Raw genomic sequence first — 25,362 nt, 5'->3', positions numbered from 1 at the left:
GGGACGGCGTCGGGGCGGTGTCGGGGCGGATGGACGGGCTGCCCCGCCTCCGTCACCGGCGGCAGGCGAGCCTGCCGTGCCCCCGCCACCGGCAGCAAAGGGTAAAGAGCGGCGTGCCGTGAGCGGGCGCCCAGCGGGGGAGCTCTACCGTCGCGGCCATGGAGGGTTCACCCGAGGCCGCGCAGGCCGGCGTAAGCGTCGAGCCCGTGCCGCCATCCGGGCACGAGAGCTGTGGGCGGAGATGCTGGAGGGACGCGCGAGCGGTTCCCGCGTCGGGTGACGAGACCGGGTTCCGCATCCTGTACGTCTGCACGGGAAACCTCTGCCGCTCCCCCCTGGCGGAGCGGTTGACCCGGTCGGTCCTCGGGCCGTGTCCGTCGATTCAGGTGATCAGCGCGGGCACCCGCGCCGAGCCGGGGATGCCGATGGCCGAGCGCGCGCAGCGCGCGCTGATCAGGCTGGGAGGCGACCCAGGCGGCTTCATCTCACGCCGGTTGACCGCAGAACTGGTGGCCGCCGCCGATCTCGTGTTGACGGCCACCGCCGAGCACCGCGCCGAATCGGTGACCAAGCATCTCCCCGCGGCCACACGGGTCTTCACGATCGTCGAGTTCGGCGCGCTGGCCCGGGCCGTGTCGCCCGCCGCGGTCGCCTGTCACGACGATCCCGTACGGCGGGCTCACGCACTGATGGCCGAGGTGAGAGCGTTGCGGGGGCTGGTCCACGTGGACCAGCCCGACATCCCCGACCCTTACGGACGCTCCTGGTGGGCCCACCGGGCGGCGGGACGGGCGCTCGCGGAGGCGCTCGCCGTCCCGCTCCGGCTGCTCACACACCCGCCGGTGTCGTTTCCTTGACCTCGGTGACCTCGGCGTCGGACTCGTAGCCGTAGCCGTAGTACTGGCTGTTCCTGGTCGGCGCGAAGTTCAGGACGGCGCCCACCACGCGGGCGTTGATCGATGACAGCATCTCCGTGGCGCGCGCGATGTGCTCCCGCCGGGTCTTGCCGTACCGCGCGATGAGCAGCGTGCCGTCACAGATCGCCGCGAGCGTTGCCGCGTCGGTGATGGGCAGCAGCGGTGGCGCGTCGATGATCACCATGTCGTAGTCCTCGGTGAGCTGGGCGAGCACGGTGCGCATCCCACGCGAGCCGAGCAGTTCGCTCGGGTTCGGCGGTATCTGACCGCTCGGCAGGACCGACAGGTTCGCCTCGCCCCAGGTCTGGATGGTGTCCTGCAGCCGCGCCCTTTCGATCAGCACATCGGTCAGGCCCGTCGCGCCCTCGATGCCCAGATAGCGCGGAATGCTCGGACGGCGGAGGTCGCCGTCCACCAGGATCACCCGCCACCCGGCCTGCGCGAGCGTGATCGCCAGGTTGGCGGCCGTCGAGGACTTCCCCTCACCCGGCAGGCAACTGGTGAGCACCAGCGACTTCGGGTGCTGGTCGACGCCGACGAACTGCAGGTTGGTTCGGAGCGAGCGGAACGCCTCGGCCCTGGACGATCGGCCGCGGTTGCGGATGATCAGGGGCAGGCGCCGCGCGTCCCGCTCGTAGCCGATGGTTCCGAGGATCGAGGTGTTCGACGCCTGCTGCAGCACCTCCTCCGATTTGACGGTCGTGTCCAGACGGTCCCGCAGGAGGATCGAGCCGGTGACGACGAACAGCGCGATCATCAGGGCGAGCCCGAGGTTGACCAGTGGCCGGGGACTGACCGGCGACGTCGGGAGATCCGCCCGGTCCACCATCGTCACCTTGACGGTGGGGCGGCTGTTGGGAGTGGGCCGCTCGATCTCGTCGATCAGATTGGAGAACTCGACGCCCAGGGCGTTGGCCAGCCGCGTGGCGCGTGCGGGATCGGTGTCGGCGACGGTGGCCCGGATGAGCACGGTGGAGGGGATGGATTCCGCAGTGATGTTCCCCTGGAGGCGCTGGATGTCACTGTCCTCGGCGATCTTTTCGATCACGCGGCGGCTGGTCAGCAGTTCGGCGTAGGACTGCACGCGCTGCTGGGACAGCATCCCCGCCTGGTAGGCGGTGGAGAGGCTGCCCTCCCTGTCGTGACCGGAGACCAGCAGGGTGATCGTCGCGACGTATTTGGGCGGCGTGTTGGAGGTCACGACGAGTGACGCGGCCACCGCCAGGATCAGAGAGAAGAAGATGAGCAGCCAATTCCTGCGTGCGAGCCTTGTGTAGTAGAGCAGATCCACTGGATCATCGCCGCCCTTCGCGGATGTTCGTCGCATGGGCCTGGGATCGGCCTGACGGATAGACGTGCACTTTCTGTGGAAGGCCGATCAGCATGAGCGCCATCCCGATCGCGGCGATCGTCGCGAGGATCGGGGAGACCCAGCCCAGGGCCATCATCAGGCCGAGCGCGCCGCTGGCGGCCGCGACGGCGGCGAGCGTGAGGACCGTGAGCCTCGTGCTGAGGCCGAGCCGCCGCAGGCGGTGTGAAATGTGGTCGTTGCCGCCCTGGAGCAGCGGCCGGCCGGCCCGTTTGCGCGACAGGAACACGACCCCGGTGTCGACGGTCGCGATGAAGGTCGGCAGGAGCAGCCCCGCGACCATCGTGCCCGTGCTCCGCCCGGTCATCAGCAGGGCCGCTGAGCAGGCGAGGACGAATCCGATGAACAGCGATCCGGTGTCCCCCATGAATATCTTCGCGGGCGCCCAGTTGTGCACCAGGAAGCCCAGACTGGAGAGGGCCAGGGTCAGCAGGACCAGTCCGGTCGCCGGGTGGGCGTGCACGAAGGCCGTCCCCGCGAGGAAGGCGGCACTGACCGTCGCGATGGCCCCCAGGGCGCCGTCCATGTTGTCGAGCAGGTTGAACGAGTTCGTGATCACGACGATCCACAGGACGGTGAACGGAGCGTCCAGCCAGCTCCCGGTCAGCGGTGCCTGGACCCCGCCCAGCACGACCCCGCCGGCCGCCACCGCCTCGACCGCCAGCCGGGTGAACGGGGACAGTGACGAGAGATCGTCGACCAGCCCGAGCAGGGCCACCGCCATGGAGGCGATCATGATCGAGGTGGTCCGGAGATCGGTCAGGCCCAGGACGACGGCCGACGGAATGATCGTTCCCAGCATGACCGCGACGCCGCCCAGATAGGGGATGGGCCGGTCATGCGCCTTGTAGCCGCCCGGCCGATCGGTGAAACCCCAGCGCAGTGCGAGGCGCCCCAGCACCGGGGTGGCTCCGGCGGTCAGCAGGCAGCCGGTCGCGCTCGCGACGACAACGGTGGCGCCGTTCACCGCTGTGACGCCGCCAGATCGACGCGGGCCTCCGCGATGGTCTCGGTGAGGACGTCGTCGAGCGAGCGGCTCGGCACCCATCCGGTGAGCTCGCGGAGCTTCCTGGTGTTGGGGACCCGGCGAGTCATGTCCTCGAAGCCCTCCTCGTAGGCCTCGGCATAGGGGATCATGTCGATCCCGGCCGTGGTCCCGGTGAGGTCGATGATCAGCTTGGCGAGCTCCAGGATGCTGACCTCTTCGCTTGAGCCGACGTTGAAGGTCTGGCCGACCGCGTCGTCATGATCGAGAAGCTGGAGCAGCGCGTCGATCACGTCCCTGACATGGGCGAAACACCGGGTCTGTGTGCCGTCGCCGAAGACGGTGAGCGGGACGCCGGTGATCGCCTGCCGGATGAGACGCGGGATGACCATGCCGTAGGCCGGGCTCTGGCGCGGCCCCACCGTGTTGAACAGCCTGACGACGATCGTCGGCAGGCCGCGCTCCTTGTGGTAGGCGTTGGCCAGGATCTCATCCACGGCCTTGGCCGTGCTGTAGGCCCATCGCACCACCGCCGGACTGCCCAGAATGCGGTCGGACATCTCGGTGAGCGGTCCACCGGAGTTCTTGCCGTAGATCTCGCTCGTGCTGGTGAGAAGGATCTTCCGCCGGTAGCGGTGCGCCGCCTCGATGACGATCTCGGAGCCGCGGATGTTCGTCGTCAGGGAGCGCAGCGGCTGTTCGACGATCAGTTTGACCCCGACCGCGGCCGCGAGATGGACGACTACGTCACACTGGTGGACCAGCTCGTCGACCATGAGTTCGTCAAGGACTGAGCCGTGGACGACGTGCAGCCGGGGATGCCCGGCGGCATGGGCGAGGTTGGCCGTACGCCCGGTCGACAGATTGTCCAGGATCACGACGGAGTCACCGCGCGCGAGCAGCGCGTCGGTCAGATGAGACCCGACGAAGCCGCTCCCCCCGGTTATCAGGTAGGTGCTCCCTGCTGAGTTGCTCATCGGTCTCTCCCGATCTCATATGTGACAGGTGCTTGTGACGGCGCGGGCGCGACATCAGGCGCGCACGCCGGGCTTTCAGAGCGGCCGGGGTCCGAACTCATGGCCTTCTCGAACCAGGCGACGGTCATACCGAGCCCGTCGGCCAGCGATACGGGACGCACGCCGGGAAACAGGTCGGCGAGCAACCGGGGGGACGCCTGCGACTGGCGGATATCGCCTGTGCGGGGCGGGAGAAAGGCCGTCTCGACCGGCCGGCCGAGGATCGAGGCGAGGGCGTCTTTCAGGGTGAGCAGGGAGACACATGTGCCGAATGCCAGGTTCACCGGTTTCCTGCTCGTCACCCGGCGGACGATCGCGTCGACCAGGACGCCGACCACCGACCCCACGTAGGTGAAGTCACGGGCCTGGGCTCCGTCGCCGTAGATCGGCACTGGACGGCCCTGCAAGGCGGCGGACACGAAGGCCGGGATCACGGCCGCGTAGGCGTGGCCGGCGGCCTGCATGGGGCCGTAGACGTTGAAGAAGCGGAAAGGCAGAATCGGCAGGCCGAAGCTCTCCGCGTAGGCCAGGCCGTACGCCTCGGTCGCGAGCTTGCTGGCGCCGTACGGGCTGAGCGGCCGGGTGGCGAGGTCCTCGTGCTTGTGCTGCTCCGAGCAGTCGCCGTACACCGAGGACGACGACGCGAGGATCACGTGCGGCGCGGTCCGGCGGCAGGCCTCCAGGACGTGGAGGGTGCCCGTGGCGTTGACGGCGTGCGAGGCCAGCGGGTCCTTCAGGGACCGGGGCACGGAAGGCCGCGCGGCGAGGTGGACGACGTGGGTGGCGCCGGCGACGGCTTCGGCCAGGAGATCCCGCTCCAGGATGCTGCCCGTCACGAAGTCCACCCCGACGTCGTGGAGGTTGGCGGGATCGCCGCTGCTCAGGTCGTCCAACACCGTGATGTTCTCGACTTCGGGCCGGACTGCGAGCGCGCGGCACAGATTCGCGCCGATGAACCCCGCTCCACCGGTCACCAGGACTCTCATCTGTTCATCTCCCTATGATTTCTGTGGTGCCGAGGCGATCGCGGTGCCCTCTGCCCAGCGATCGGTAAAGGGCTTCGGTATCTGCGACGAGGCGTTCCACGTTGAACGAGGACCTGGTCCACTGGCGGGCCGCCTCGCCCATCCGGTGGGCGAGTGCGGAGTCGGAGAGCAGTTTGACGACGTGCTCGGCCAGTTCGTCGGCGGCGGTGCCGGCCAGCAGGCCGGTCTCCCCGTCCCGGACGATCTCGGCGACGCTTCCGACCCGGGTGGAGACGGCCGGGGTGCCGGCCATCCCCGCCTCGATGAGCGTGAGAGGAGTGCCTTCGTTGTCGGAGGTCAGCAGGATCACGTCGGCGGCGGAGTACACCGTCTCCACGTCCTTCCTCCAGCCGAGCAGGTGGAAGGCGTTCCGAAGCGGCCCGATGTCCCGCTCGACCTGCTCGTGCAGCTCGCCGCCGCCGCAGACGACGAAGTGGCAGCCGGGCACCTGCCTCAGCACGACACCGGCCGTGGCGATGAACCGGTCGGGCCGCTTCACCTGGGTGAGCCGGCCCACATATGCCACGACGGGCGCGTCGGGAGGGAGGCCCAGCGCGGTTCGGGCGGCCTCGCGGTCGGGGACCGGACCGAGCCGCACGCCGGGGGCGATCACGACGTACTGCTCCGGCCGGCCGATGCCGGCTTCGAGGAGTTCGTCGCGGACCCGAGAGCCGACGGTCACCAGCCGGTCGGCCATGGAGGCGAGGACCCGTTCCGACCGGACGTAGAGCGCGCGCTTCGGCCGTGAGAAGTATCCGTTGAGAAGGTGACCGTGGAAGACGTGGATGCGGGCTGCGCCGACGCCGGACAGGCGGGCCGCCACGCGCCCGAGAGCACCGGCCTTCGCCGTCCGGGTGTGGACGATGTGCGGCCGGAAGTCACGCATCGCGCTTATCAGCCGGATGAGGGCGAGGTAGTCGCTGGAAGGCTTGATCGACCGGCCGAGGCCGGGGATCAGGTGAACGCGCACCGCCGAACCTTTCAGGTCGAGGTGATCGCCTTCGGCGGCACCGACATGGCCTGTGTAGAGGCGGTGGTCGAACTCTTCCGGGTTCAGCCGTTCGGACAGTCCCATCACCTGGGTGGCGGGGCCGCCCACGTTCATCCGAGCGATGATTTCCATGACGCGAATCCGGCCATCTGGCTTCATGTGGGCTCCTCGACACTGGGCCAGGTACGTCGGAGAAGCTAGCCCGGGATTCGCCCTGCTTCATCGGTGCCGTCACGGTGGCGGCGAAATGTTTCCATATTCCGTACCAGCTCATGATCGAGTCAGCTCATTTGGGGCACTTGGTAAGCCGTGGGTCGTCTCGGCGATTCAGCGTGTCGCCCTTGATAGGACATGCCGGTTGGTGGACCGTGACGCCTGTGAATTTCAACCAGGTCAGTGTGACCGACCTGATAAGCGGCAAGGTCGGACCGGACCGGGTATTCCATACGAATATCTGGTTCAAAAGCGTTAATAACGCCCGCTATGAGAGTTTGTTGCCCTATCTCCACCGGGTGGACAGCCTGCTGTTGGTCTGTTCGGACAGGCGGATCATGCGCGGCCTCCAGTTCCGCGCGCTGGACTCCACGATCGGCCTTCACGGCCGTGCCCTGTTCGGCATGGCCTCCCGGTCCTATCGATATGGATTCATCACTAACGCCAAGCACCTCCCGTTCATTGATTTTCCGGTCGTGGTCGACATGGACGATCCGTTCTTCACCGAGTGGGAGGTCTCGGCGCTGCGGTCGTCCAGGCATGTCGCGGCTCTGGTGGTCACCAACGAGGCGGCCGCCGGCCGCTACCGGGAGCTCGGGCTCACCTGCCCGATCCATGTCATCGGTCACGGGCTGCGGCCGTCCGAGGCCGATCCCGCCCTCGCTCGGAAGATGCGTGAACGGAAGCGGCCGGACGAGCTGACCGTGGGCTACGTCGCCGCCTGGCATCTGACCGAGACGGACAGGGGCTCCGACGCCCTCTACAACGTGGACCACCTCATCGACGAGCTGTGGCCCACGGTGGTGACGGCCTGCCCCCGGGCACGTCTCTGGCTCGTCGGTGGTGTCGGGAGAGCCCTCGAACGCAAGCTTGAGCACAGGCCGGACATCGAACTCGTCGGGCATGTGCCGGCCGAGGAGGTGCCCGCCTGCATGGCCGCTTTCGACGTCGGGATATACCCCCGCCGGATCGCGCACGAGCGTTCGTCGGTCAAGGTGGCCCAGTTCGTCGGCTGCGCCGTGCCCGTCGTCGGATACCGCGGGGTCCCGACAGAGCTGATCAGCCGGCTGGAATGCGGCCTGACCGTGGACTCGGCCGACGATTTCACCGCGGCGCTGGTGCGCCTGCTCGACGACGAACCGCTGCGGTCAAGGCTGTCGGCGAAAGCCCGGGCGGCGGCAGGTCAGGTCGACTGGAACGTCCTGGGCGGCGCATACGCGCGACTCCTGGACGATGTGCTTCCGATCTGAGAGGGAAGGCCCGGTCGCGCCTCCCGGGCATGGTGCGGAACGGCGTGCCAAGGACCCTCCCGGGTCGTGGTGCGCCGTTCCCGCCGACCTGGCCCCGGCCGCCGGGCGGCCCTCCCGATCCGCTCCGGCGGCGTCTCCCCGCCGAGAGGCTTACTCGTCGGCGGCCGCCAGCCTCCGTAGCAGGACGACCCAGCAGCCTGATCCGAGAACGGCGAGGGCCAGCGCCCCCCACCCGAAGGCGAGTGAGATCTGGACGGCGCCCGTGGCCGTCCAGCAGGCGACGGACAACAGGCCGAGCAGGAGAACGCCTTCGACCGCGAGGTAGGTGAGTCGCCAGCCTGGCCGGCCAAGTGCCAGGGGCAGCACCTTGGACCACGACATGCTGCCCTTCACGCACGCGACGCCCAGCAGCAGCACGGCCGTACCGCCGGCCCCGACATACTGGGCGCCGTAGGCCAGGCCGAGCACGTCGCCGGTTATCGGGGCCGCGGCGGAGAGCGCGACCGCTCCCACCGCGGCGAGCAGCAGTGTCGCGCGCACCACGTCCCGCCTTATGAGCCCCCTGTCGCCCGATGCGGCGGCCTGGGCCAGCCGTGGATAGAGCATCGAGGCGACCGGGCTGATCAGGGTCGTGTAGAGACGGCTGGGAGCCGAAGCGATCTTGAGAATGGCCACGAGGGCGGGGTCTCCTAAGAAACCCGCCAGCGCCAGGACACCCGACTCGGAGGCTGCCGCCACCGATGTTCCCGCGGATGCCTTCGCCGTGAAGGCGACGAGACCGGCCGGTAGCCGGACCCGTGTCACGACCGGCCCGACATGGGTGAGGACCGTCCGCAGGGACAGCGTGCCGAGAACCACGGCCGTCACGACGGCGCCCACGGCCTGACCGGCCAGATAGGTCGGCGGGCCGCCGGCGAACAGGCCGCCCAGTGACAACGCGAACGTCAGGATCGCGCACCGCAGGCGCACGAGCCCAAGGTCGCGCAGGCGGTCCGCGAGGGCGAAGGCCGCCCCCGCCGCGCCGGTCGACGCCGCGGCCCCACCGGAGACGGTGGCGAGGGCGAGCATGAGCGCGAGGTCGTCGGTGGCCAGGCCCAGCAGCCACGCCGCCAGCACCGCCAGCAGGCCGAGGCAGCCCGCCGCCGCGCCGATCACGACATCCCACCACAGCAGGCGGGTGAACAGCGCCGAGCCCTGCCCGCTGCGCTGCTGCTCGATGGGGACGAACCTTTGCGCGGCGTCCTCAAGGCGGGGGTCCAGCAGCAGGAACCAGACGCCCGACAGGGCTTGGGCGAAGATGACCTGGCCGGACTGCTCGGTTCCCGCCATCCGGATCAGAACGGCCAGGCTGGCCATGGACAGGACCGCCTCGCCCTGGCCCGCGGCGGTGAGCGAGGTGAACGTCCGCAGGTGCCGGGTGCCGGGCGAGCGCATGTGGTGGATCACTCGTTCGAGCAGAGCTGTCATGGCCGGGGACAGACCTCGTCGTACAACCGGTCGAACCACTCCGCGGTCCGGCTGATGTCGACACGCTCGGCGCTGCCGGCCGCTCCTTGCCGGAGAGACGCGTGGATCTCGGGGCGCATCGCCCGCAGGATGCCCTCGGCGAGGGCGCCGGAATCCCCCGGCACGGTGAGAAGGCCGTTCCAGCCGGTGGTGACGAGATCGGACACCCCGCCGACGTCGGTGGAAACGACCGGCACGCCTGCGGCGAAGGCTTCCATGATGACGACCGGCAACCCCTCGTGGGACGAACCGAGCACGAGGAGATCGGCGGCGGCGATCAGACGCCCGGCGCTCGGCACGTGCCCGAGAAAACGCAGGCGGTCCAGTCCCGCGTCGGCGACGCGCCCGGCCACCTGCTCGCGCAGCGGGCCGGACCCCGACAGAAGGAACAGGGCGCGCGGGTCCTTGGCGATCACCTTGGCCGCGGCCTCGATGAGCATGCCGTGGTTCTTGGCCGGGCGGAGGTTTGCGACGTGCACGATGAGGAAGGCGTGTTCGGGAACGTTCCACTCCTGCCTGATCCGCACCGACTCCAGGGCCCAGTGGCGCTGTCTCTCGATGCTGACACCGTGGATCCGGGTGCACAGGGCGCGTGCGCCCCAGCTCGTGGCGGCGCGGGCGACCTGAGGGGAGACGGCGACGGTCCGCGCGTCCAGCCACCCCGTCGCCCGGTCGAGCAGCATTGTCGATGTGCGGTAGCGGACGTTGTGCACGGTCGAGATCAGGACGGGGCGGGGCCTCCAGAAGCGGGACGCCGTTCGCAGCAGCGCCGCGGGGAAGGGGGAGTGGAGGTTGAGCACATCGGGCGCCAGCCGCCTGACCGTCGCAACGAGTGGGGACGGGCGCGGGCCCCTCCCGAGGTCGACCACGTTCACGCCGGCCGACCGCAGCCGCTCCGCGAGCTCCTGGGTGGACGTCCGCTGGCACACGACGGTGTAGCGCTTGCCGGTGGGCGGCGCGGCGAGCAGCCGTTCGGCGAGCAGGACCTCGGCGCCGCCCACGTCCAAGGTCTTGATCACTTCGCAGATGTGCAGGCCTTTCATAGCGCGACCTCGAGAGGCCGTGGGCTCCGTCCGGTCATGAGCTCCCCGTACCATTCCTCGACGCGCGCCGCCACCAGTGGCCAGTCGAGTGCCGTGACCGCCTGCCTGCCGGCTCCGGACAGCCGGAGCCGGAGCCCCTCGTCCTGGAGGACCGAGCGTAAACGCGCCACCAGCTCCGGCGCGGAGCCGCTGGGGAAGGTGAGATAGGCGCCGCTGCCGGCGATGACCGGTTCCAGCGAGGCGTCGGACGACACGATGACCGGGGTGCCCAGCGCCAGTGCCTCCAGGGCCGCGGTGGGTATCCCCTCCCCGAGTGTGGGAAGCCGGCGGGAGGCCAGTACGAAGGCCTGGGCGCGGCTCACCAGTGAGTAGGTCTGGTCGGTGGAGATGGGCCCGGTGAACTCGATCCCGGAGCCGGTCCCCGCGAGCTGGTGGAGCCGGGCGCGTTCGGCTCCGTCTCCCGCGATGACGAGGCGGGCGTCGGGGAGGACCGCGCGCAGCGCGTGGAACGCCTCGATCAGGAGCGAGTGGTTCTTCACCTTCGCCAGGGAGCCGACGCTCACGACCAGCCCCGGCTCGACGGGGTGCCGTCCCCGGAACCTGTCCAGATGGGCGATGTCCAGGCCGCTTGACATCGTGCGGATCCGCCGGGCCGGTATCCCGGCGGCGAGCAGATCGTCCCTCGGACGGGCGCCCAGGGCGATGAAACCGTCGACGTGGCGGAACGCCCAGGGCATGGCGCGCCGGTGGCGCGCCGTGAGGGCGCCGTGGACGGTGACCACGAAGGGCACCCCGAGGCGTCGTACGGCGGGCCCGAGGACGAGCGCTTCGCGGTGGTCGCCGTGCAAGTGGACGAGGTCGATCCGCTGCGCGCGCCGGAGTGCCCGCGCGCACTCGGCGGCGAAGGCCAGCACGTCGGACTTCCTGGACGCCAGCCGGCCGGCGAAGCACGGGGTCAGTGGCAGTCGCTCCACTCCTCGTGGCGCCTCGCCCCGCCGGTGGGCGATGATCACCTGGTGCCCGTTGACGGTCTGTTCCCGCGTCAGGCGCTCGATATGGCGTTCCTTCCCGCCGGGCTCGGGCGGTAGCCGGTATCCGATACGGAGAATCCTCATGTCATCTTCTCCTGAAGGAATCTTCGACGGCGACGCCCTGGATGAAATCGGCGAAGCGGTCGATCATGAGCTGGAAGTCGTGGTGCTCACTGACGTAGCGGCGCGCGTCGTTCCCCATCTGCCGGGCGCGCTCGGGGTTCGTCAGCAGTGTGGTGATCGCCTCCGCCCAGTCGCGGGCCTGTGCCGGAGCCAGCAGCCTGCCGGCCTCGGAGCGGACGATCTCGCGGTGCGCCGGTATGTCGGAGCAGAGCGTCGGCAGGCCGCAGGCCATCGCCTCCAGTACCGCTCGGGGCTGGCCCTCGGACCAGGAAGGATGGGCGAAGACACGCGCGTGCTGGAGCGTTGTGACGACCTCCGCCTGCTGTACGGCGCCGCGGAGTTCGACATGGTGCTCGATGCGGAGGTCGCGTATCAGTTCGAGCAGATGGGAGCGGGCCGGTCCGTCGCCGAGAACGACCAGTCGCGCGTCGGGAACGGTCTCCAGGACGTGGGGCCACGCCCGCAGCACGGTCGCGTGGTTCTTGAGGTGGAGCAGGCTGCCGACCATGACGGTGTGAACCGGCTTAAGACAGGGGGCCGGAGCGGGGGAGAACATCCGGGTGTCCACGCGGCTGGCCACGTAGACGACGGGGCTCCGCGTCAGCCGTTGCGCCCGGTCTCGCAGGCCCTGGCGTACCACGCGTACGGCGGAGGCGCGGCGCACGGCCGTTCGCGAGGCCACGGCGAGCGCCGCGCGTTTGAGCGGCCCGCCGTACTCGCGCCCCGGGTCCAGCACGTCTCCCTGGATCTGCACGATGTGCGGTGTGGTCCGCCTGGTGCGCGACAGCTCCGCCACGACGGCGGCGAGTGGATCGCTCGACATCAGGACGTCGCCGCGGGCGCGCAGGCCGTGGTCGACCACGTGGCGTGCCTCCCGGAGGAACACCGGCCGCGAGCTGTCCGGGACGCGGTACAGGCGCACGGGATCGAGGTCGACGAAGCCGGGAGCGGCTCCTCCGGAGGGGACGATCACGTTGTACGGGGCGCCGAGGCGCTCGGCCAGCGCCAGCGCCGGGCGGAGATTGACGTCGTCCGCGTGCAGGTCGCGGGCCCAGGGACTGGATCCGATCAGGGTGACGGAGATCGGTTTCACAGTAGGTCCTCCAGCATCCGGGCGACTCGCTGAGGGGAGAACCTGTCTCGGGCCCTGTCCCGGAGGCGGTCTCCGACGGCGGCACGCTCGGCCTGGGGCAAGGAGGCGAGTTCGACCACGCTCCGGGACAGGCCGGAGAGGTCTCCGATGTCACAGACGAAGGGGTAGTCCCGGCCCACCACGTCCACCGAGCCGCCCGCCCTGGTGGTCACGATCGGCAGCGCCGAGCTCATCGCCTCCAGAAGCACGCGGGGGAAGCCCTCCTCGTAGCTCGGCATCAGGAAGCAGTCCGCGGCGCCGTACAGGACGGGCAGGTCGGCGTTGGGCACACCACCGAGGACGTGCAGGTTCTGGTATTCGGCGGCCAGCCGGTCGAGGTGATGGCGGTCGGGGCCGTCCCCCACCACGACCAGCCGGACCCGGCACGGCAGCGCGGCGTCGACGGATTCGAGGAGCCGGGCCAGAAGCCGGGTTCCGCGCCGGAAGGAAAGCCGATGGACGAAGAGGATGACGAAGTCACCCTCGTCCCACCCGTTCAGGCGGCGGATCTCGGAGCGCCGCACGGGGTCCAGGGGAACGAATCGATCACTGTCGATGTCGTTGTACAGCAGGCGCATCCTGCCGGGGGGCACCCGCCATCGCCTGCGCATGCGGGGGACCATCGTCTCCGGGCCCGTGACGAAGGCGTGGACGCATCGCGCGAGGACGTAGTTGAGCGCGTTGTCCAGCCGCTGCCGGACGGTCTTCCGGTGTCCTGGTTCGATCAGATCGGCCGTACCGCTCCGCCAGAGAAATATGCGGGGCCGGAAGAGCGGATAGGTCAGTACGAGCACGAGGAGGAGCATGCGCGAATAGCGGAGAAAATAGGTCCGATAGCCGGAACGGTGGCACGCGCGTATCGCGCGGACGCAGTTGAGCAGACGGGCGCCTCGGGTGCGGCCCACCACGGAGACGACCGTGCGCACGCCCGGCAGCTCTCCGGGAGGCGTGCCCCGCTCGACCAGCGCGACCAGGTCGGTCCGTTCCCCGAGAGCCTCGAGAAAGGCGGGAAGATGTGCGAAGTGTTCGGTCGCGTCCGCCGAGAGGTGGGGAATTGCGTAGACAATTTTCGGCCGGGCACCGGAGCGCACGGTATCTCTCGTGATCACGGACGTCATCATCGCAATCGGGAATGCTCATAGCGCCACGGCGCTCCGTCCGCCATGGATATTGCGCGATCATTACGCTGGCATTGATCAGGTTGGTGCGGACCTGGTCCGGCGAGCGTGGGTCGATGCCAGTAATAAGTGGTGTGCAGGCATATGTCCGGCCAGTGGCTCAGGCGATTATTCCGAATTCATACCTGCGATGCCTCTATGTGGTCTGCCCTAACTGTCTCTTCCGTGGCGACACGCGAAAGAAACAGAGAGTACATGGCCACTGCTCTCTGTACAGTCGCTGAGATGCTTATTAGGCGACATGCGCCGCTGAGGAGGGGGGTCTCGTGACAGCGCCCGATGGGAGTCGTTCACGGCCGGTCCATGCCATCGCGGCGCGGCCGGCAGCCGTCGAGGCGGTCGCGGGGGTACGCGGGCCGGTGGTGCGACGGTGACCGCGCATCGATGGCCGATCCCGGCGGGATGGAAGGATTTCTGCTTCGCCGTCGCGATACCCGGATCGGCGGCCCTTCTCGGCGCCATGGTCGTCTGGGCCAAGGCGGACGTCCTCGCCTGGGCCGTGCTGCTCGTCGGCGTCCCGCTGTTCGTCTTCGCCGCGCCGGCACGGCTTGTCGTGTGGGGCATGGCCTTCTGCGTCCTGACCGTGACCGCGGTATGGCCCAAGCTGACCTCCGTGGGAGGTGTGGACATCTATGTCGGAGACGCCATTCTGCTTCTCACCGCGGTGACAGCACTCATTCGGGCAAAAGCCGTTATGTGGCACAGACTCATCACCGTCGTCATCGTTTTTGCCGTTTTTGGAGTAATGCGGAGTGATTCCACGGGAGCGGCGGCCTTTCTTCGAATGATCGAGCCGCTGATCGCGGGTGTCGCGGTGGGCATGTTCCTGCGGCCTGGCGCGGACCTCTGGCGGGACGTGCGCTGGATCTTCGTGATTATGATCGCGACGGTCCCCCTGGTCAGCGATCTCAGCGGCCGGTGGGCGGGCTTTCCCGGCGGTCCCAACGAGATCGGGCTCGTCTCGGTCGTTGTGATGGTGCTCGGGACGGTGGAGCGGAACAGGCCCACCAAGCTGCTCTTGATCGGGGCTGGGCTGGTAGGACTCGTCGGTAGCAAGGGGATCTCCGCGACGGTCGCGTTGATCGCCGGACTCGCCATGCTCGCCCGGATGTCGGAGTCCGGCTGGTTCGCGAGAACGCGGATGCGGCGGGTGAACCCGCTCATGATCGCTCTGGCCGGCATGCTCGCTGTCGCGTTCGTCCCGGTCGTCCGTCCGGACCTGGCGACCACCGTGGACATCCATGTGACCCAGGCGGGGGTCTTCGGGCAGCTCTTCGCCAAGACCGACCCGCTGGTGGGCTCGGGATGGGCCAACGCGGATCAGGGCGTCTTCGTCTACACGCCGTACCAGGACCTTCATGACGTCTACCTGGACATCACGGTCTATCTTGGCATCGCGGGGATCGCACTGTTCGCTCTGCTGCTGTGGCTCGCCCTGCGCGCGGCCGATCCGCTCAGCCGCGCCCTCCTCGTCAGCGTCGCGGTGTGGTTCAACACCACCGGCGCCTTTCCCGGGCCGGGCTGGGGCGTACTCGGAATGGTGATCGCGGCCGCGCTCTGTCACGCACGGCTTCGCGCGACGGCCCCCACCGGCCCGGCCGACGTTCCGGTGCCGATGCTCCCGCACGACGGGACACGGCTGTCCCGTGACCTTTTTGAAGGACTGGCAAGGACATCGGAAAACGCGGGTGTCCGATCCTGCTGAAGTTTCTCGTGTCGGCAGACTTGCGTGTATGGCCAAGTTTCCGCAGTTCCAAGGTTCTTTGCCGGGTTCCCTTGAACGGGGGGAGGAGGCACGGGCCGATGGGCCCCCGGATGGGGGAGGGCGTTGCGGGCGGCGTCGGGGGCTGGGGCGTTTCCTGAGGTGGCGATGGTTGCCGGCGGTGTCGGTGGCCGTTTTCGTGGTGGCGGTACTGGGTTTTTATGGTGTTTCGCCGTTGGATATGGCGTTGTTCGGGATTTATGTGGCGTTCGGGCTGGTTTTGCCGGGCCTGCTGTTGATTCGTGTGCTGTATCGCCGCAGGCGGACGCTGGTCGAGGAACTGGCCTTGGGGTTGGCGCTGGGGTACGCGCTGGAGGTGTTGGTCTACATCGTCGCCCGGGCGGTCGGGCTGCCGTTGCTCGTGCTGGTCTGGCCGGTGGCGACGTATGTGCTCTTCGCCGCTGTTCCCCGGTTGCGCAGGCGTTGGCGGGGCGGGGACCGGCCCGGCACGCCCCGGTGGTGGTCATGGTCCCTCGCCCTGATCATCGGCTACCTGATCGCACGAAGCGGGATCAAATTCTTCAAAGGCGCGGCCCTCACCTGGCCGGCCCTCGGGACGGCCGGTCCCGATCCGTCGTTTCACCTGGCGATGATCGGCGAGCTGAAGCACCACATGCCGCCCACGATGCCGATGGTCGCCGGTGAGCCCCTGTTCTACCACTGGTTCGTCTACGCTCATCTGGCCGCGGCGAGTTGGGTCACCGGCATCGAACCGCTCGTGCTGCTGTTCCGGCTGGGCATGCTCCCCATGGTGATCGCGTTCGTCGTTCTCGTGGGAACGACCGGGCGGCGCGTCATGGGCTCGTGGGCGGGGGCGCTGCTGGCCCTCCTGGGCACGATCTTCGTGGCGATCCCGAACCTCTACATCGGCGCGAACGACTCCTTCACCTGGGGCGGCGTTCCGGACCTCGCGTGGACGAGCCCCACCCAGACCTTCGGAGCTCTCCTTTTCGCGGCGGTCGTCCTGCTCCTGATCGACCTGCTCGATCGCCGGCGGCCGACCGCCGGCCGGTGGCTCCTGCTGGGAATCCTCCTCATAGCGGTGACGGGCGCCAAAGCCTCCTACCTGCCTCTGCTGATCGCCGGACTCGTGATGCTGATCGCGGTCGAGACGATCCGGCGGCGACCTCCGTGGCTCGCGCTCATCGTGCTCGGGATGACCGTCGCGTGTTTCCTCTACGCGCAGTTCGTGCTGTTCGGCCGCGTGCGGCAGGGGCTGGTGGTCGCTCCTTTCTTCTTCATGCGTACGGCCTGGCAGGAGCTGACAGGTCTGGGCAGCGAGGTCGACCCTCCGATGGCCTCGGTGCTCGGCATGGCACTGGTGTGCCTGTTGTGCTGGGCCGTCATGTGGTCCGGAGCCCTCGGGCTGCTCAGCCGGCCGAGGCTGCTCATGCGGCCCGCGGTGGTCCTGATGCTCGGTTTCGGCGCGACGGGAATCGGCGCGGCGTTGTTGCTCGGCCACCCCGGCCGAAGCCAGCTCTTCTTCCTCTGGGGCGCCTACCCCTATCTGGCGATCGTCGCGATCTACGGGATCCTCGTCCTCCTGCGGCGCGCCCGGCTGTCACTCCGGGGGGTACTGCCGGTCGCCTGCGCCGGAGCGCTCGCCGCCTACCTGATCCCCATCCTCTGCGGCGTCGAGATCCCCCTGAGCCCAGGCCAGGCGGACGACATCCTGTACCGGCCCTACATCGTGCTGCTGATCGTCGGCATACTGGTGACCGCCGTCCTGATCGCCACGGTCGGACGCCTCCGGACCGCAGCCTTCGTGGCCGTCATGTGCGCGGCCATCGGCCTGCTCGCCGACGGGCATGCGTTCGTCCTGCTGCCCGGGCAGATACTGGCCAAGCGGGGACTCCACGAAGTGATCCAGCCGGGGACGGCGCCGGAGGTCCCGCAGGGCGCCCTGACCGTCGCGCGCTGGCTGCGTGCCCACTCGGAGCCGGACGACCTCGTCGCCACGAACGCGCACTGCCTCTGGGGTCACGAGAATCCATGCGACAGCCGGGAGTTCTGGGTGGCCGCTCTGTCCGAGCGGCGCGTGCTGGTCGAGGGGTGGGCGTTCGCTCCGACGAGCGTGGACCGCTGGAGTCCAGGTCAGTCGACCCAGTCGGCCGTGTATCTCCCGTTCTGGGATGACGAGCGGATCACGTTGAACGAGGCGGCCTTCCACGCGCCCTCGGCGGCTTCGATCCAACGCCTGCGGGAACGCTATGGGGTCCGCTGGCTCTTCGTCGACGAACGCCGCACCAGCCAGGGCGCAAAGATCGGGGAGTTCGCGAATCTCCGCCTCCGCTCCGGCGACTATGCCCTTTACCAGGTGCCGGAGGGGCAGGTGGGGATGGCGTGAGCACCGCCGCCCCGCTGAAACCACCCTGATGGCCCGCCTTTTTGAAGGACTGGCAAGGACATCGGAAAACGCGGGTGTCCGATCCTGTTGAAGTTTCTCGTGTCGGCAGACTTGCGTGTATGGCCAAGTTTCCGCAGTTCCAAGGTTCTTTGCCGGGTTCCCTTGAACGGGGGGAGGAGGCACGGGCCGATGGGCCCCCGGATGGGGGAGGGCGTTGCGGGCGGCGTCGGGGGCTGGGGCGTTTCCTGAGGTGGCGGTGGTTGCCGGCGGTGTCGGTGGCCGTTTTCGTGGTGGCGGTACTGGGTTTTTATGGTGTTTCGCCGTTGGATATGGCGTTGTTCGGGATTTATGTGGCGTTCGGGCTGGTTTTGCCGGGCCTGTTGTTGATTCGTGTGCTGTATCGCCGCAGGCGGACGCTGGTCGAGGAACTGGCCTTGGGGTTGGCGCTGGGGTACGCGCTGGAGGTGTTGGTCTACATCGTCGCCCGGGCGGTCGGGCTGCCGTTGCTCGTGCTGGTCTGGCCGGTGGCGACGTATGTGCTCTTCGCCGCTGTTCCCCGGTTGCGCAGGCGTTGGCGGGGCGGGGACCGGCCCGGCACGCCCCGGTGGTGGTCATGGTCCCTCGCCCTGATCATCGGCTACCTGATCGCCTGGAGCGCCGTCAACTTCTTCAGGAAGAACGCGCTCACCTGGCCGGCCCTCGGGACGTCCTACGTCGACATGCCGTTTCACCTGGCGTTGATCGGCGAGCTGAAGCACCACATGCCGCCCACGGTGCCGATGGTCGCCGGTGAGCCCCTGTTCTACCACTGGTTCGTCTACGCTCATCTGGCCGCGGCGAGTTGGGTCACCGGCATCGAACCGCTCGTGCTGCTGTTCCGGCTGGGCATGCTCCCCATGCTGGGAGCCCTGACCGTCATTCTCGGCATGATCGCGCGGCGGGTGACGGGCTCCTGGACGGCCGCCCTGCTGGCCCTCCTGGGAATCGTCTTCATCGCCGCCCCGAACCTCTACCAAGGCATAAACGTCGGGATCTTCACCTGGAGAGCCGCCATCTCGTGGCTGAGCCCCACCCAGACCTTCGGGACTCTCCTTTTCGCGGCGGTCGTCCTGCTTCTGATCGACCTGCTCGATCGCCGGCGGCCGACCGCCGGCCGGTGGCTCCTGCTGGGAATCCTCCTCATAGCGGTGACCGGCGCCAAGGCCACCTATCTTCCCCTGCTCGCCGCCGGGCTCGCGGCGGTGGCCACGGTCGAGCTGGTCAGGTACCGCCGACCGCCCTGGCTCGCGCTCGCCGCGCTGGGGCTCACCACGGGCTGCCTCCTCTACGCGCAGTTCGTGCTGTTCAGCCAGGCGAACCAGGGGATGGTCATCGATGGCCTCTCCCTTTTCCGGAGAATCTGGGGAGGGCTGACCGGACTGGGGGAGCACGCCCAGCCGTCGCTCGTCTCGGTGCTGGGCATCGCGCTGCTCTACCTGCTGAGCTGGGCAATAGAGTGGTGCGGGATCATCGGGCTGCTCAGCCGGCCGCGACTGCTCATGCGGCCCGCGGTGGTCCTGATGCTCGGCATGGGCGCGGTGGGCGTCGGCGCGGTCCTCTTCCTCGGGCATCCGCACACGGGCCAGATCTACTTTTTTGACGCGTCCTATCCCTACCTGATGATCGCCGCGGCCTACGGGCTCTCCGTCGCCATACGGCAGGCGAAGCTGCCACCGCGTAAGATCGCGTGCGCGGTCGCCGCCGGAATATCGGCCGCCTATCTGATCCGCGCGCTCTGCGGGGTCGAGGTCCCGCTGAAAGCGGGCCAGTCCGACATCGCTCTGTACCGGCCCTACATCGTCCTGGTGGTTTTCGCGATTCTGATGGCGGGCGTCCTCGTCGTCGTCCACCGGCGGCGCGTCGTCGCCGGGGCCCTCATGATCTCCATGGTCACGGCGGTCGGCTTTCCCGCCGCCTGGTGCACGCGCGTGCTGTCGGTGGCCTCCCACGCCCCGGCAAGCGCCGAGCCCGGCGTGGAATCCGCCACGGCGGCTCCGGTGGTCTCCGACGGTGCGCTGGCCGCCGGGCGATGGTTGCGTGATCACTCGGACACGGACGACATCGTCGCCACGAACACCCGCTGCCTGGCGGGTTCGGAGAATCCGTGCGACAGCCGCGAATTCTGGGCGGCGGCTCTGACGGAGCGGCGCGTACTGGTCGAGGGATGGGCGTACACCGCCACCAACATGAGCCGCTGGCGTCCCGGAGAGCGGGCAGAGATCCTCCCGTTCTGGGACGGGGCGCGGATCCGGGCGAACGACGAGGTCTTCGACTCGCCCTCGGCGGCTTCGGTCCGGCGGCTGCGCGTCCGCTATGGCGTGCGCTGGCTGTTCGCCGACGAGCGGTATGTCAGCCCGGGCTCCACGATCGGGGACTTCGCGCGCCTCCGGTTCCGCTCCGGCGACTACGCCGTTTACGAGCTGCCGGAGGATGTGACGTGACCGTATCCGCCGGTCGGCCTACCGGTCGTCCGAGCCGGAGCCCGCGCGGGGCGCGGCGCTGACGGCGTCTGTGGGGCGGGAGGGGCCGGACGCGCCGGATGATCCGACGCGCTCCCGGATCAGATAGGCCGGCCGGCCCATCCCGCTGCCGTGAATGCGGCCGATGTACTCTCCGAGTACCCCGATGGCGATCAGTTGCGCGGACGAGAAGAGCGCCACCATCGAGGCGATCGTGGTGAAGCCGGCCACTGTGGTGTCACCTGTGGCGAACCGCCACAGGACGGACCCGCCCAGCAGCAGCCCGAAGACCCCGGCGAGGAAACCCAGGTAACTCGCCGCCCTGAGGGGGGCCGTGCTGTAGCCGAGGAACATGTTCGCCGCGTGCCGGGCCAGCAGGCGGGGCGTGTAGTTGGATCGTCCGTGGCGGCGCTCGTTCATGTGCACGTGAACCGAGCCCACCTGCGTGGTGGCCCAGGAAAGGGCCACGTCGACGGAGAAGTGCGGCCCGGACAGCTCTGCGAAGCCGTCCCGCAGACGGGTCCGGAAGGCGCGGAAGGCGCTGAGCGCCCGGGCGCCGCGGACTCCCAGGGCGCCGGCCATGCAGGCCTTCACCGCCCGTGAGGCGAGGCTGCGGACGACCCCGTGTTCCTCGTCGTGCGCGATGCCGTACACCAGGTCGAGGCGGTCGCCTTCGAGAGTGGCCAGCAGCAGTGGGATCTGCTCGGGCAGGTGCTGTAGATCATCGTCCATCGTGACGACCACGTCGAACTTCGCGTCCCGGATGCCGGCGACCAGCGCGTTGTGCTGGCCGTAGTTGCGGGAGAGGCGGATCGCGCGGACGGCCTCGAACTCGCGGGCCAGGCCGGAGGCCACCGCCCAGGTGTCGTCGGGGCTTCCGTCGACGACGAGGAGCACCTCGTGCGGTACGGAGAGGTCCCGCAGAACCGGGATGAGTCTCGCCATCAGCAGGGGGAGAGTTCCCGCTGAGCGGTAACACGGAATAACCACCGACACTGACATTAATCCCCCGATTTCTTCGCGCAGCCGACTAGGATCTCCCTGTATTGCCAGCCGAATTGCCAGAGACCACGATCCGGAGTCATCGCCGTATGGTTGAAGTGGAGGGCCGAAGCGCTGGTGGCGATAATCTGCATTTCGGGCGAAGGGTCCTGCTCTCGGCTTTCGGGAGTCATCGCATCACATATCTGATGGGAAGCGCCATGACGGCCGCGGTCCATTGCACTCTCCTTGGCCTGGGATTGCTGGCGGCAGGAGCTTCGGTGCCCTATCTTTTCTTGGTCGTGGTCAGTCATTGCGCCACCGTGGTCATCGTCTACCCCTGGTACAGGCTGGTGGTCTTCCGGGTCTCCGGAGACTCGTGGCTGAGAGGCTACGTACGGTTCTACGCGGTCGGGCTGAGCTTCCTCGGGGCGTCCGTCGCGGGAATCCCGTTTTTAGTGGAGTTCGCCGGAATTCCGATTATGGCGGCGCAGGGCGTGGTGATATTCCTGAGCCCTCCGCTCAGTTACGTGGTTCACCGGGCATGGACTTTCCGCCATGGTCGAAACCTATAGTTCCGGCAACATGTCACCCGTTCTTCTGTAAAAGCAGGAGGCGGCATACGGCCACTAATCCGGGTTCCGCATAAATTCAAGCGGACAGATGGTCGCTGCGGCCATGCGTTCTTCACGGAAAGGCTCAAAGAGCGGTGAAGGCACTCGTTCTGGCGGGCGGCAAGGGTACGAGGTTGCGCCCGCTGACCCATACATCGGCGAAGCAACTGGTCCCCATCGCCAACAAGCCGGTGCTCTACTACGGACTCGACGCGATCCGGGACGCGGGCATCACCAGCGTGGGGATCATCGTCGGCGACACGGCCCGCGAGATCCGGGAGGCGGTGGGCGACGGCTCCAGATTCGGCCTTGAGGTGACCTACATACCTCAGGAGGAACCCCTTGGGCTGGCGCACTGCGTGCTGATCGCCCGAGAGTTCCTCGCCGACGAACCGTTCGTGATGTACCTCGGAGACAACTTTTTGGTGGACGGCATCACCGACCTGGTGGACGCCTTCCACGAGACCGGCTACGACGCCCAGATCCTGCTCACGAAGGTCGCCGAACCGCAGTTCTATGGAGTCGCCGAGCTCGGACCGGACGGCGAGATCATCGGGCTGGAGGAGAAGCCGGAGCATCCCCGTAGTGATCTCGCGATCGTGGGCGTGTACACCTTCTCTCCGGCCATCCACGAGGCGGTCCGGGCGATCAGGCCCTCCGCACGCGGCGAGCTGGAGATCACAGATGCGATCAAGTGGCTCATCGGCAACGGTCGACGCGTCCATTCGCACTTCGTCAACGGCTACTGGAAGGACACCGGACGCCTGCAGGACATGCTGGAGTGCAACCGCATCGTCCTGGAGGGAATCGAACGCGCCGTCCGGGGGACCGTGGACGGGCTCTCCGAGATAACGGGCCGGGTCGTCATCGAGGAGGGAGCGATCATCGAGAACTCGGTGATCCGGGGCCCCGCGGTGGTCGGCGCCGATACCAAGATCAACGGCTCGTACGTCGGCCCCTACACCTCGATCGGGGGGGACTGCGTCCTGGAGAACGCCGAAGTGGAATACAGCATCATCCTGGGCGAGTCGGCCATCAGAGGGGTCTCCGGGCTCACATACTCTCTGATCGGCCGGAACGTCGAGGTCACGCGCGCGGTAGGGGTGCCCAACATGAACCAGCTCATGGTCGGTGACCACAGCAAGATCCAGGTGAGGGCATGAGGATCCTGGTCCCAGGCGGTGCCGGATTCATCGGCTCGTGCTACGTGCGATCGCTGCTGTCCGGTGACCACCCCGGTTACGAGGACGCCCGCGTGACCGTGCTGGACAAGCTCACCTATGCCGGAAACCTGGAGAATCTGCGCCCGGTCGCCGGGCATCCCCGCTACGCCTTCGTCCGGGGGGACATCACGGACGCCCGGCTGCTCGCCGAGGTCGTGCCGGGCCACGACGTCATCGTGAACTTCGCGGCGGAGACACACGTCGACCGGTCGATAACGGGGGCCGGGGACTTCGTCGTCACCAACGTGTACGGCACGCAACGGCTTCTGCAGGCGGCGCTCGAATCCGGCGTGCGCACCGTCGTCCAGGTCTCGACGGACGAGGTGTACGGGTCCATCGCCACAGGCTCCTGGACCGAGGAGGAGCCGTTGCTGCCCAACTCCCCCTACTCGGCGGCCAAGGCGGGATCCGACCTTCTGTGCAGGGCCTACCACCGGACCTACGGTCTTGACGTACGGGTGACCCGCTGCTCCAACAACTACGGTCCGTATCAGTATCCCGAGAAGGTCGTCCCGCTGTTCGTCACCAACCTGATCGACGGGTTCCCCGTGCCCCTCTACGGTGACGGTGAGAACGTTCGCGAGTGGCTGCATGTCGACGACCATTGCCGGGGCATCCAGCTCGTGCTGGACAAGGGCGCGGCCGGCGAGGTCTACAACATCGGCGGCGGTGTCGAGCTGACCAACCGGGAGCTGACGGAACGGCTGTTGGCCGCCTTCGGCGTGGGCTGGGAGATGGTCGCGCACAGACCGGACAGACTCGGCCACGACCGGCGCTACGCCGTCGACAGCGGCAAGATCCGGTCGATCGGCTACCGGCCGCGGGTGGACTTCGACGAGGGACTCGCCCAGGTCGTGCGCTGGTATCGGGACAACCAGCCATGGTGGCGCCCGCTGAAGGAGAAGACGCGATGAGGACGGCGAAGGCGATGAGCTGCCCGGTCGATCGGGTCGCGACCGCCCTGGTGTGCCCCTCCTGCCGCGTCTCGCTCGATGAGTCGTACACATGCGCGCTCTGCGGCGCCGGTGGCCACCGGGTGGGGAGCCAGCTGCGTTTCGCCGGCTTCGCGGACGCCGAGCTGCGGGACGATCCGCTCAACCGAATCAAGGAGAGCGTGAAGCGTCGCTTCGGGCCGGTGTATCCGTTCGCGATCCAGCTGGTCTCACCGGTTCTGCTGAGGCGCTTCATCCGGCCCTTCCTCGCGAGCTTCGATCTCGACCGCGACCTGGTCGCGGATCTCGGGTCGGGCACCAACCGCTACGACCCGCAGGTCGTCTGCGTGGACGGTGGTGCCTACGCCAACGTCGACATAGTGGGCGACCTGCGGGCACTGCCGATCGGTGACGGGGCCCTCGCCGGCATCGTCAGCGTCGCGGTGCTCGAGCACGTGCCGGATCCACAGGCTCACATCCAGGAGATGTGGCGGGTGCTCAGACCGGGTGGCCGGGTGCTGTGCTACGTGCCTTTCATGCAGCCGTTCCACGCGTCGCCGTATGACTACCAGCGATACACCCAGGCGGGCATGAGAACTCTCTTCGGGCGTTTTGACGTGCTGAACGTGCGGGTGGGCGCCGGCCCCACCTCGGCCATGCTCTGGATGCTCCAAGAATGGCTGGCCCTGCTGCTCTCGTTCGGCAGCAGGCGCTTGTACCGGGCGCTGGTCCCCCTGATGTGGCTGCTCTCGCCGGTCAAGTTCCTGGACGTCCTGCTCGCGCGACATCCCAACGCCGCGGTGGCGGCCAGCGGGTTCGTGGTCGAGGCGCGCAAGCCACTGGAAGCCCGGCCGGAGTAGCCGCCGGGCTTTTGCGCGGGACCCTTGAGGATGTACCGGGTCATCACAAAGGAGAGAGGGACGTTGACGGCTATCACGGCCGGCATCGCGAGCCGGCCGTCGAGCCCCGCCCGGGTCAACAGCGTCACGATGGCCAGGCCGACGAGGTAGGAGACCAGGTACGCGCCCGGGAAACGCGCGGCGGATCCGATCGACGCGCGGGTCCGGAACACGAAAGCCGTGTTGACGACGTAGGCGAGGACGATACCCGACACATAGGCTGCCGAGTAGGCGGCCTGCGGCGGCATCGACCGTGACAGGGCCACGAAAAGCGCGTAGGTGGCGGCGGTATTGGCGGCGCCGCCCACCAGGAAACGGCCGAACTGG

General features: G+C 68.3%; 21 protein-coding genes and 1 pseudogene. 9 read left to right on the top strand and 13 right to left on the bottom strand.

All coding sequences use genetic code 11. The annotated features are described in order from the left end of the window. The first annotated feature begins 158 nt into the window (after positions 1-158). A complete protein-coding gene (locus tag ACQPYK_RS33965; RefSeq protein ID WP_433240152.1) occupies positions 159-857 on the top strand; it encodes a hypothetical protein in 699 nt (232 codons plus the stop codon). On the opposite strand, the gene ACQPYK_RS33960 is transcribed toward ACQPYK_RS33965, so the two are convergent. From ACQPYK_RS33960 to ACQPYK_RS33940, 5 genes are read right to left on the bottom strand one after another with little or no spacing between them, the layout of a single operon-like run. Continuing rightward, on the bottom strand, positions 829-2,244 hold the full coding sequence (locus ACQPYK_RS33960) for a polysaccharide biosynthesis tyrosine autokinase (RefSeq protein ID WP_433240149.1): 1,416 nt from the start codon (positions 2,242-2,244) through the stop codon (positions 829-831). The two genes, ACQPYK_RS33965 and ACQPYK_RS33960, sit on opposite strands and share 29 nt — an antisense overlap. Beyond that, entirely contained in the window at positions 2,213-3,253 is a 1,041-nt protein-coding gene (locus ACQPYK_RS33955) for an MraY family glycosyltransferase (protein ID WP_433240146.1), read from the bottom strand. Before ACQPYK_RS33955 ends, ACQPYK_RS33960 begins: the two co-directional genes overlap by 32 nt. Further along, positions 3,250-4,248 (bottom strand): NAD-dependent epimerase/dehydratase family protein, encoded by a 999-nt coding sequence (locus ACQPYK_RS33950; RefSeq protein ID WP_433240143.1) that lies wholly within the window; start codon positions 4,246-4,248, stop codon positions 3,250-3,252. Before ACQPYK_RS33950 ends, ACQPYK_RS33955 begins: the two co-directional genes overlap by 4 nt. Beyond that, positions 4,245-5,273 (bottom strand): NAD-dependent epimerase/dehydratase family protein, encoded by a 1,029-nt coding sequence (locus tag ACQPYK_RS33945; RefSeq protein WP_433240140.1) that lies wholly within the window; start codon positions 5,271-5,273, stop codon positions 4,245-4,247. Before ACQPYK_RS33945 ends, ACQPYK_RS33950 begins: the two co-directional genes overlap by 4 nt. 4 nt (positions 5,274-5,277) lie before the next feature. Continuing rightward, entirely contained in the window at positions 5,278-6,435 is a 1,158-nt protein-coding gene (locus ACQPYK_RS33940; protein WP_433240137.1) for a glycosyltransferase, read from the bottom strand. Positions 6,436-6,797: 362 nt separating this feature from the next. Between ACQPYK_RS33940 and ACQPYK_RS33935 the strand changes: the two genes are divergently transcribed. Beyond that, positions 6,798-7,766: a glycosyltransferase family 4 protein gene (locus tag ACQPYK_RS33935; protein ID WP_433240134.1), complete on the top strand. Its 969-nt coding sequence runs from the start codon at positions 6,798-6,800 to the stop codon at positions 7,764-7,766. A gap of 150 nt (positions 7,767-7,916) precedes the next feature. Here the strand turns inward: ACQPYK_RS33935 and ACQPYK_RS33930 are convergent, their stop codons facing one another. The 5 genes from ACQPYK_RS33930 to ACQPYK_RS33910 are packed head-to-tail and all read right to left on the bottom strand — an operon-like array spanning position 7,917 to position 13,710. Next, on the bottom strand, positions 7,917-9,233 hold the full coding sequence (locus ACQPYK_RS33930) for a lipopolysaccharide biosynthesis protein (RefSeq protein ID WP_433240131.1): 1,317 nt from the start codon (positions 9,231-9,233) through the stop codon (positions 7,917-7,919). Further along, on the bottom strand, positions 9,230-10,315 hold the full coding sequence (locus ACQPYK_RS33925) for a glycosyltransferase (protein ID WP_433240128.1): 1,086 nt from the start codon (positions 10,313-10,315) through the stop codon (positions 9,230-9,232). Before ACQPYK_RS33925 ends, ACQPYK_RS33930 begins: the two co-directional genes overlap by 4 nt. Continuing rightward, positions 10,312-11,430, bottom strand: coding sequence for a glycosyltransferase family 4 protein (locus ACQPYK_RS33920; RefSeq protein WP_433240125.1), 1,119 nt, complete (start codon positions 11,428-11,430; stop codon positions 10,312-10,314). Before ACQPYK_RS33920 ends, ACQPYK_RS33925 begins: the two co-directional genes overlap by 4 nt. Before the next feature lies 1 nt (position 11,431). Then, complete coding sequence (locus ACQPYK_RS33915; protein WP_433240122.1) at positions 11,432-12,562, bottom strand: glycosyltransferase family 4 protein; 1,131 nt, start codon at positions 12,560-12,562, stop codon at positions 11,432-11,434. Beyond that, on the bottom strand, positions 12,559-13,710 hold the full coding sequence (locus ACQPYK_RS33910) for a glycosyltransferase family 4 protein (RefSeq protein WP_433240119.1): 1,152 nt from the start codon (positions 13,708-13,710) through the stop codon (positions 12,559-12,561). Before ACQPYK_RS33910 ends, ACQPYK_RS33915 begins: the two co-directional genes overlap by 4 nt. A 439-nt stretch (positions 13,711-14,149) precedes the next feature. On the opposite strand from ACQPYK_RS33910, the gene ACQPYK_RS33905 reads away from it, so the two are divergent. From ACQPYK_RS33905 to ACQPYK_RS33895, 3 genes are all read left to right on the top strand, one after another. Further along, positions 14,150-15,484 carry a hypothetical protein gene (locus tag ACQPYK_RS33905; protein WP_433240116.1) on the top strand — a complete coding sequence of 445 codons (1,335 nt, stop codon included), beginning with the start codon at positions 14,150-14,152 and terminating at the stop codon, positions 15,482-15,484. 244 nt (positions 15,485-15,728) lie between these two features. Next, the gene (locus ACQPYK_RS33900) at positions 15,729-17,888 is read left to right on the top strand and encodes a hypothetical protein (protein WP_433240113.1); all 2,160 of its coding nucleotides are present in this window, start codon (positions 15,729-15,731) and stop codon (positions 17,886-17,888) included. A 335-nt stretch (positions 17,889-18,223) separates the two neighbouring features. Continuing rightward, complete coding sequence (locus ACQPYK_RS33895; protein ID WP_433240110.1) at positions 18,224-20,368, top strand: hypothetical protein; 2,145 nt, start codon at positions 18,224-18,226, stop codon at positions 20,366-20,368. Between the two features lie 18 nt (positions 20,369-20,386). Here the strand turns inward: ACQPYK_RS33895 and ACQPYK_RS33890 are convergent, their stop codons facing one another. Then, a complete protein-coding gene (locus tag ACQPYK_RS33890) occupies positions 20,387-21,388 on the bottom strand; it encodes a glycosyltransferase family 2 protein (RefSeq protein WP_433240107.1) in 1,002 nt (333 codons plus the stop codon). Beyond that, positions 21,388-21,681 (bottom strand): hypothetical protein, encoded by a 294-nt coding sequence (locus ACQPYK_RS33885; RefSeq protein ID WP_433259146.1) that lies wholly within the window; start codon positions 21,679-21,681, stop codon positions 21,388-21,390. Before ACQPYK_RS33885 ends, ACQPYK_RS33890 begins: the two co-directional genes overlap by 1 nt. Here ACQPYK_RS33885 and ACQPYK_RS33880 point away from each other — a divergent pair. The 4 genes from ACQPYK_RS33880 (at position 21,577) to ACQPYK_RS33865 (ending at position 24,996) form a co-directional block, all read left to right on the top strand. Continuing rightward, positions 21,577-21,942 carry a GtrA family protein gene (locus ACQPYK_RS33880; RefSeq protein ID WP_433258993.1) on the top strand — a complete coding sequence of 122 codons (366 nt, stop codon included), beginning with the start codon at positions 21,577-21,579 and terminating at the stop codon, positions 21,940-21,942. The genes ACQPYK_RS33885 and ACQPYK_RS33880 overlap by 105 nt on opposite strands. A gap of 134 nt (positions 21,943-22,076) precedes the next feature. After that, positions 22,077-23,144, top strand: a complete 1,068-nt coding sequence (locus ACQPYK_RS33875) for a glucose-1-phosphate thymidylyltransferase (protein WP_433240104.1) — start codon at positions 22,077-22,079, stop codon at positions 23,142-23,144. Next, complete coding sequence (gene rfbB, locus ACQPYK_RS33870) at positions 23,141-24,118, top strand: dTDP-glucose 4,6-dehydratase (protein ID WP_433240101.1); 978 nt, start codon at positions 23,141-23,143, stop codon at positions 24,116-24,118. The genes ACQPYK_RS33875 and rfbB overlap by 4 nt, the downstream gene beginning before the upstream one ends. Further along, positions 24,115-24,996 carry a methyltransferase domain-containing protein gene (locus tag ACQPYK_RS33865; RefSeq protein ID WP_433240098.1) on the top strand — a complete coding sequence of 294 codons (882 nt, stop codon included), beginning with the start codon at positions 24,115-24,117 and terminating at the stop codon, positions 24,994-24,996. The genes rfbB and ACQPYK_RS33865 overlap by 4 nt, the downstream gene beginning before the upstream one ends. A gap of 41 nt (positions 24,997-25,037) precedes the next feature. On the opposite strand, the pseudogene ACQPYK_RS33860 reads toward ACQPYK_RS33865, so the two are convergent. After that, a pseudogene (locus tag ACQPYK_RS33860) lies at positions 25,038-25,343 on the bottom strand (GtrA family protein); the annotation flags it as partial. Between the last annotated feature and the right edge of the window lie 19 nt (positions 25,344-25,362).

This window comes from Streptosporangium sp. CA-135522 (genome assembly GCF_050949235.1).
Classification (GTDB): Bacteria; Actinomycetota; Actinomycetes; order Streptosporangiales; family Streptosporangiaceae; genus Streptosporangium.
This window is presented reverse-complemented; position numbering and strand designations above follow the sequence as displayed.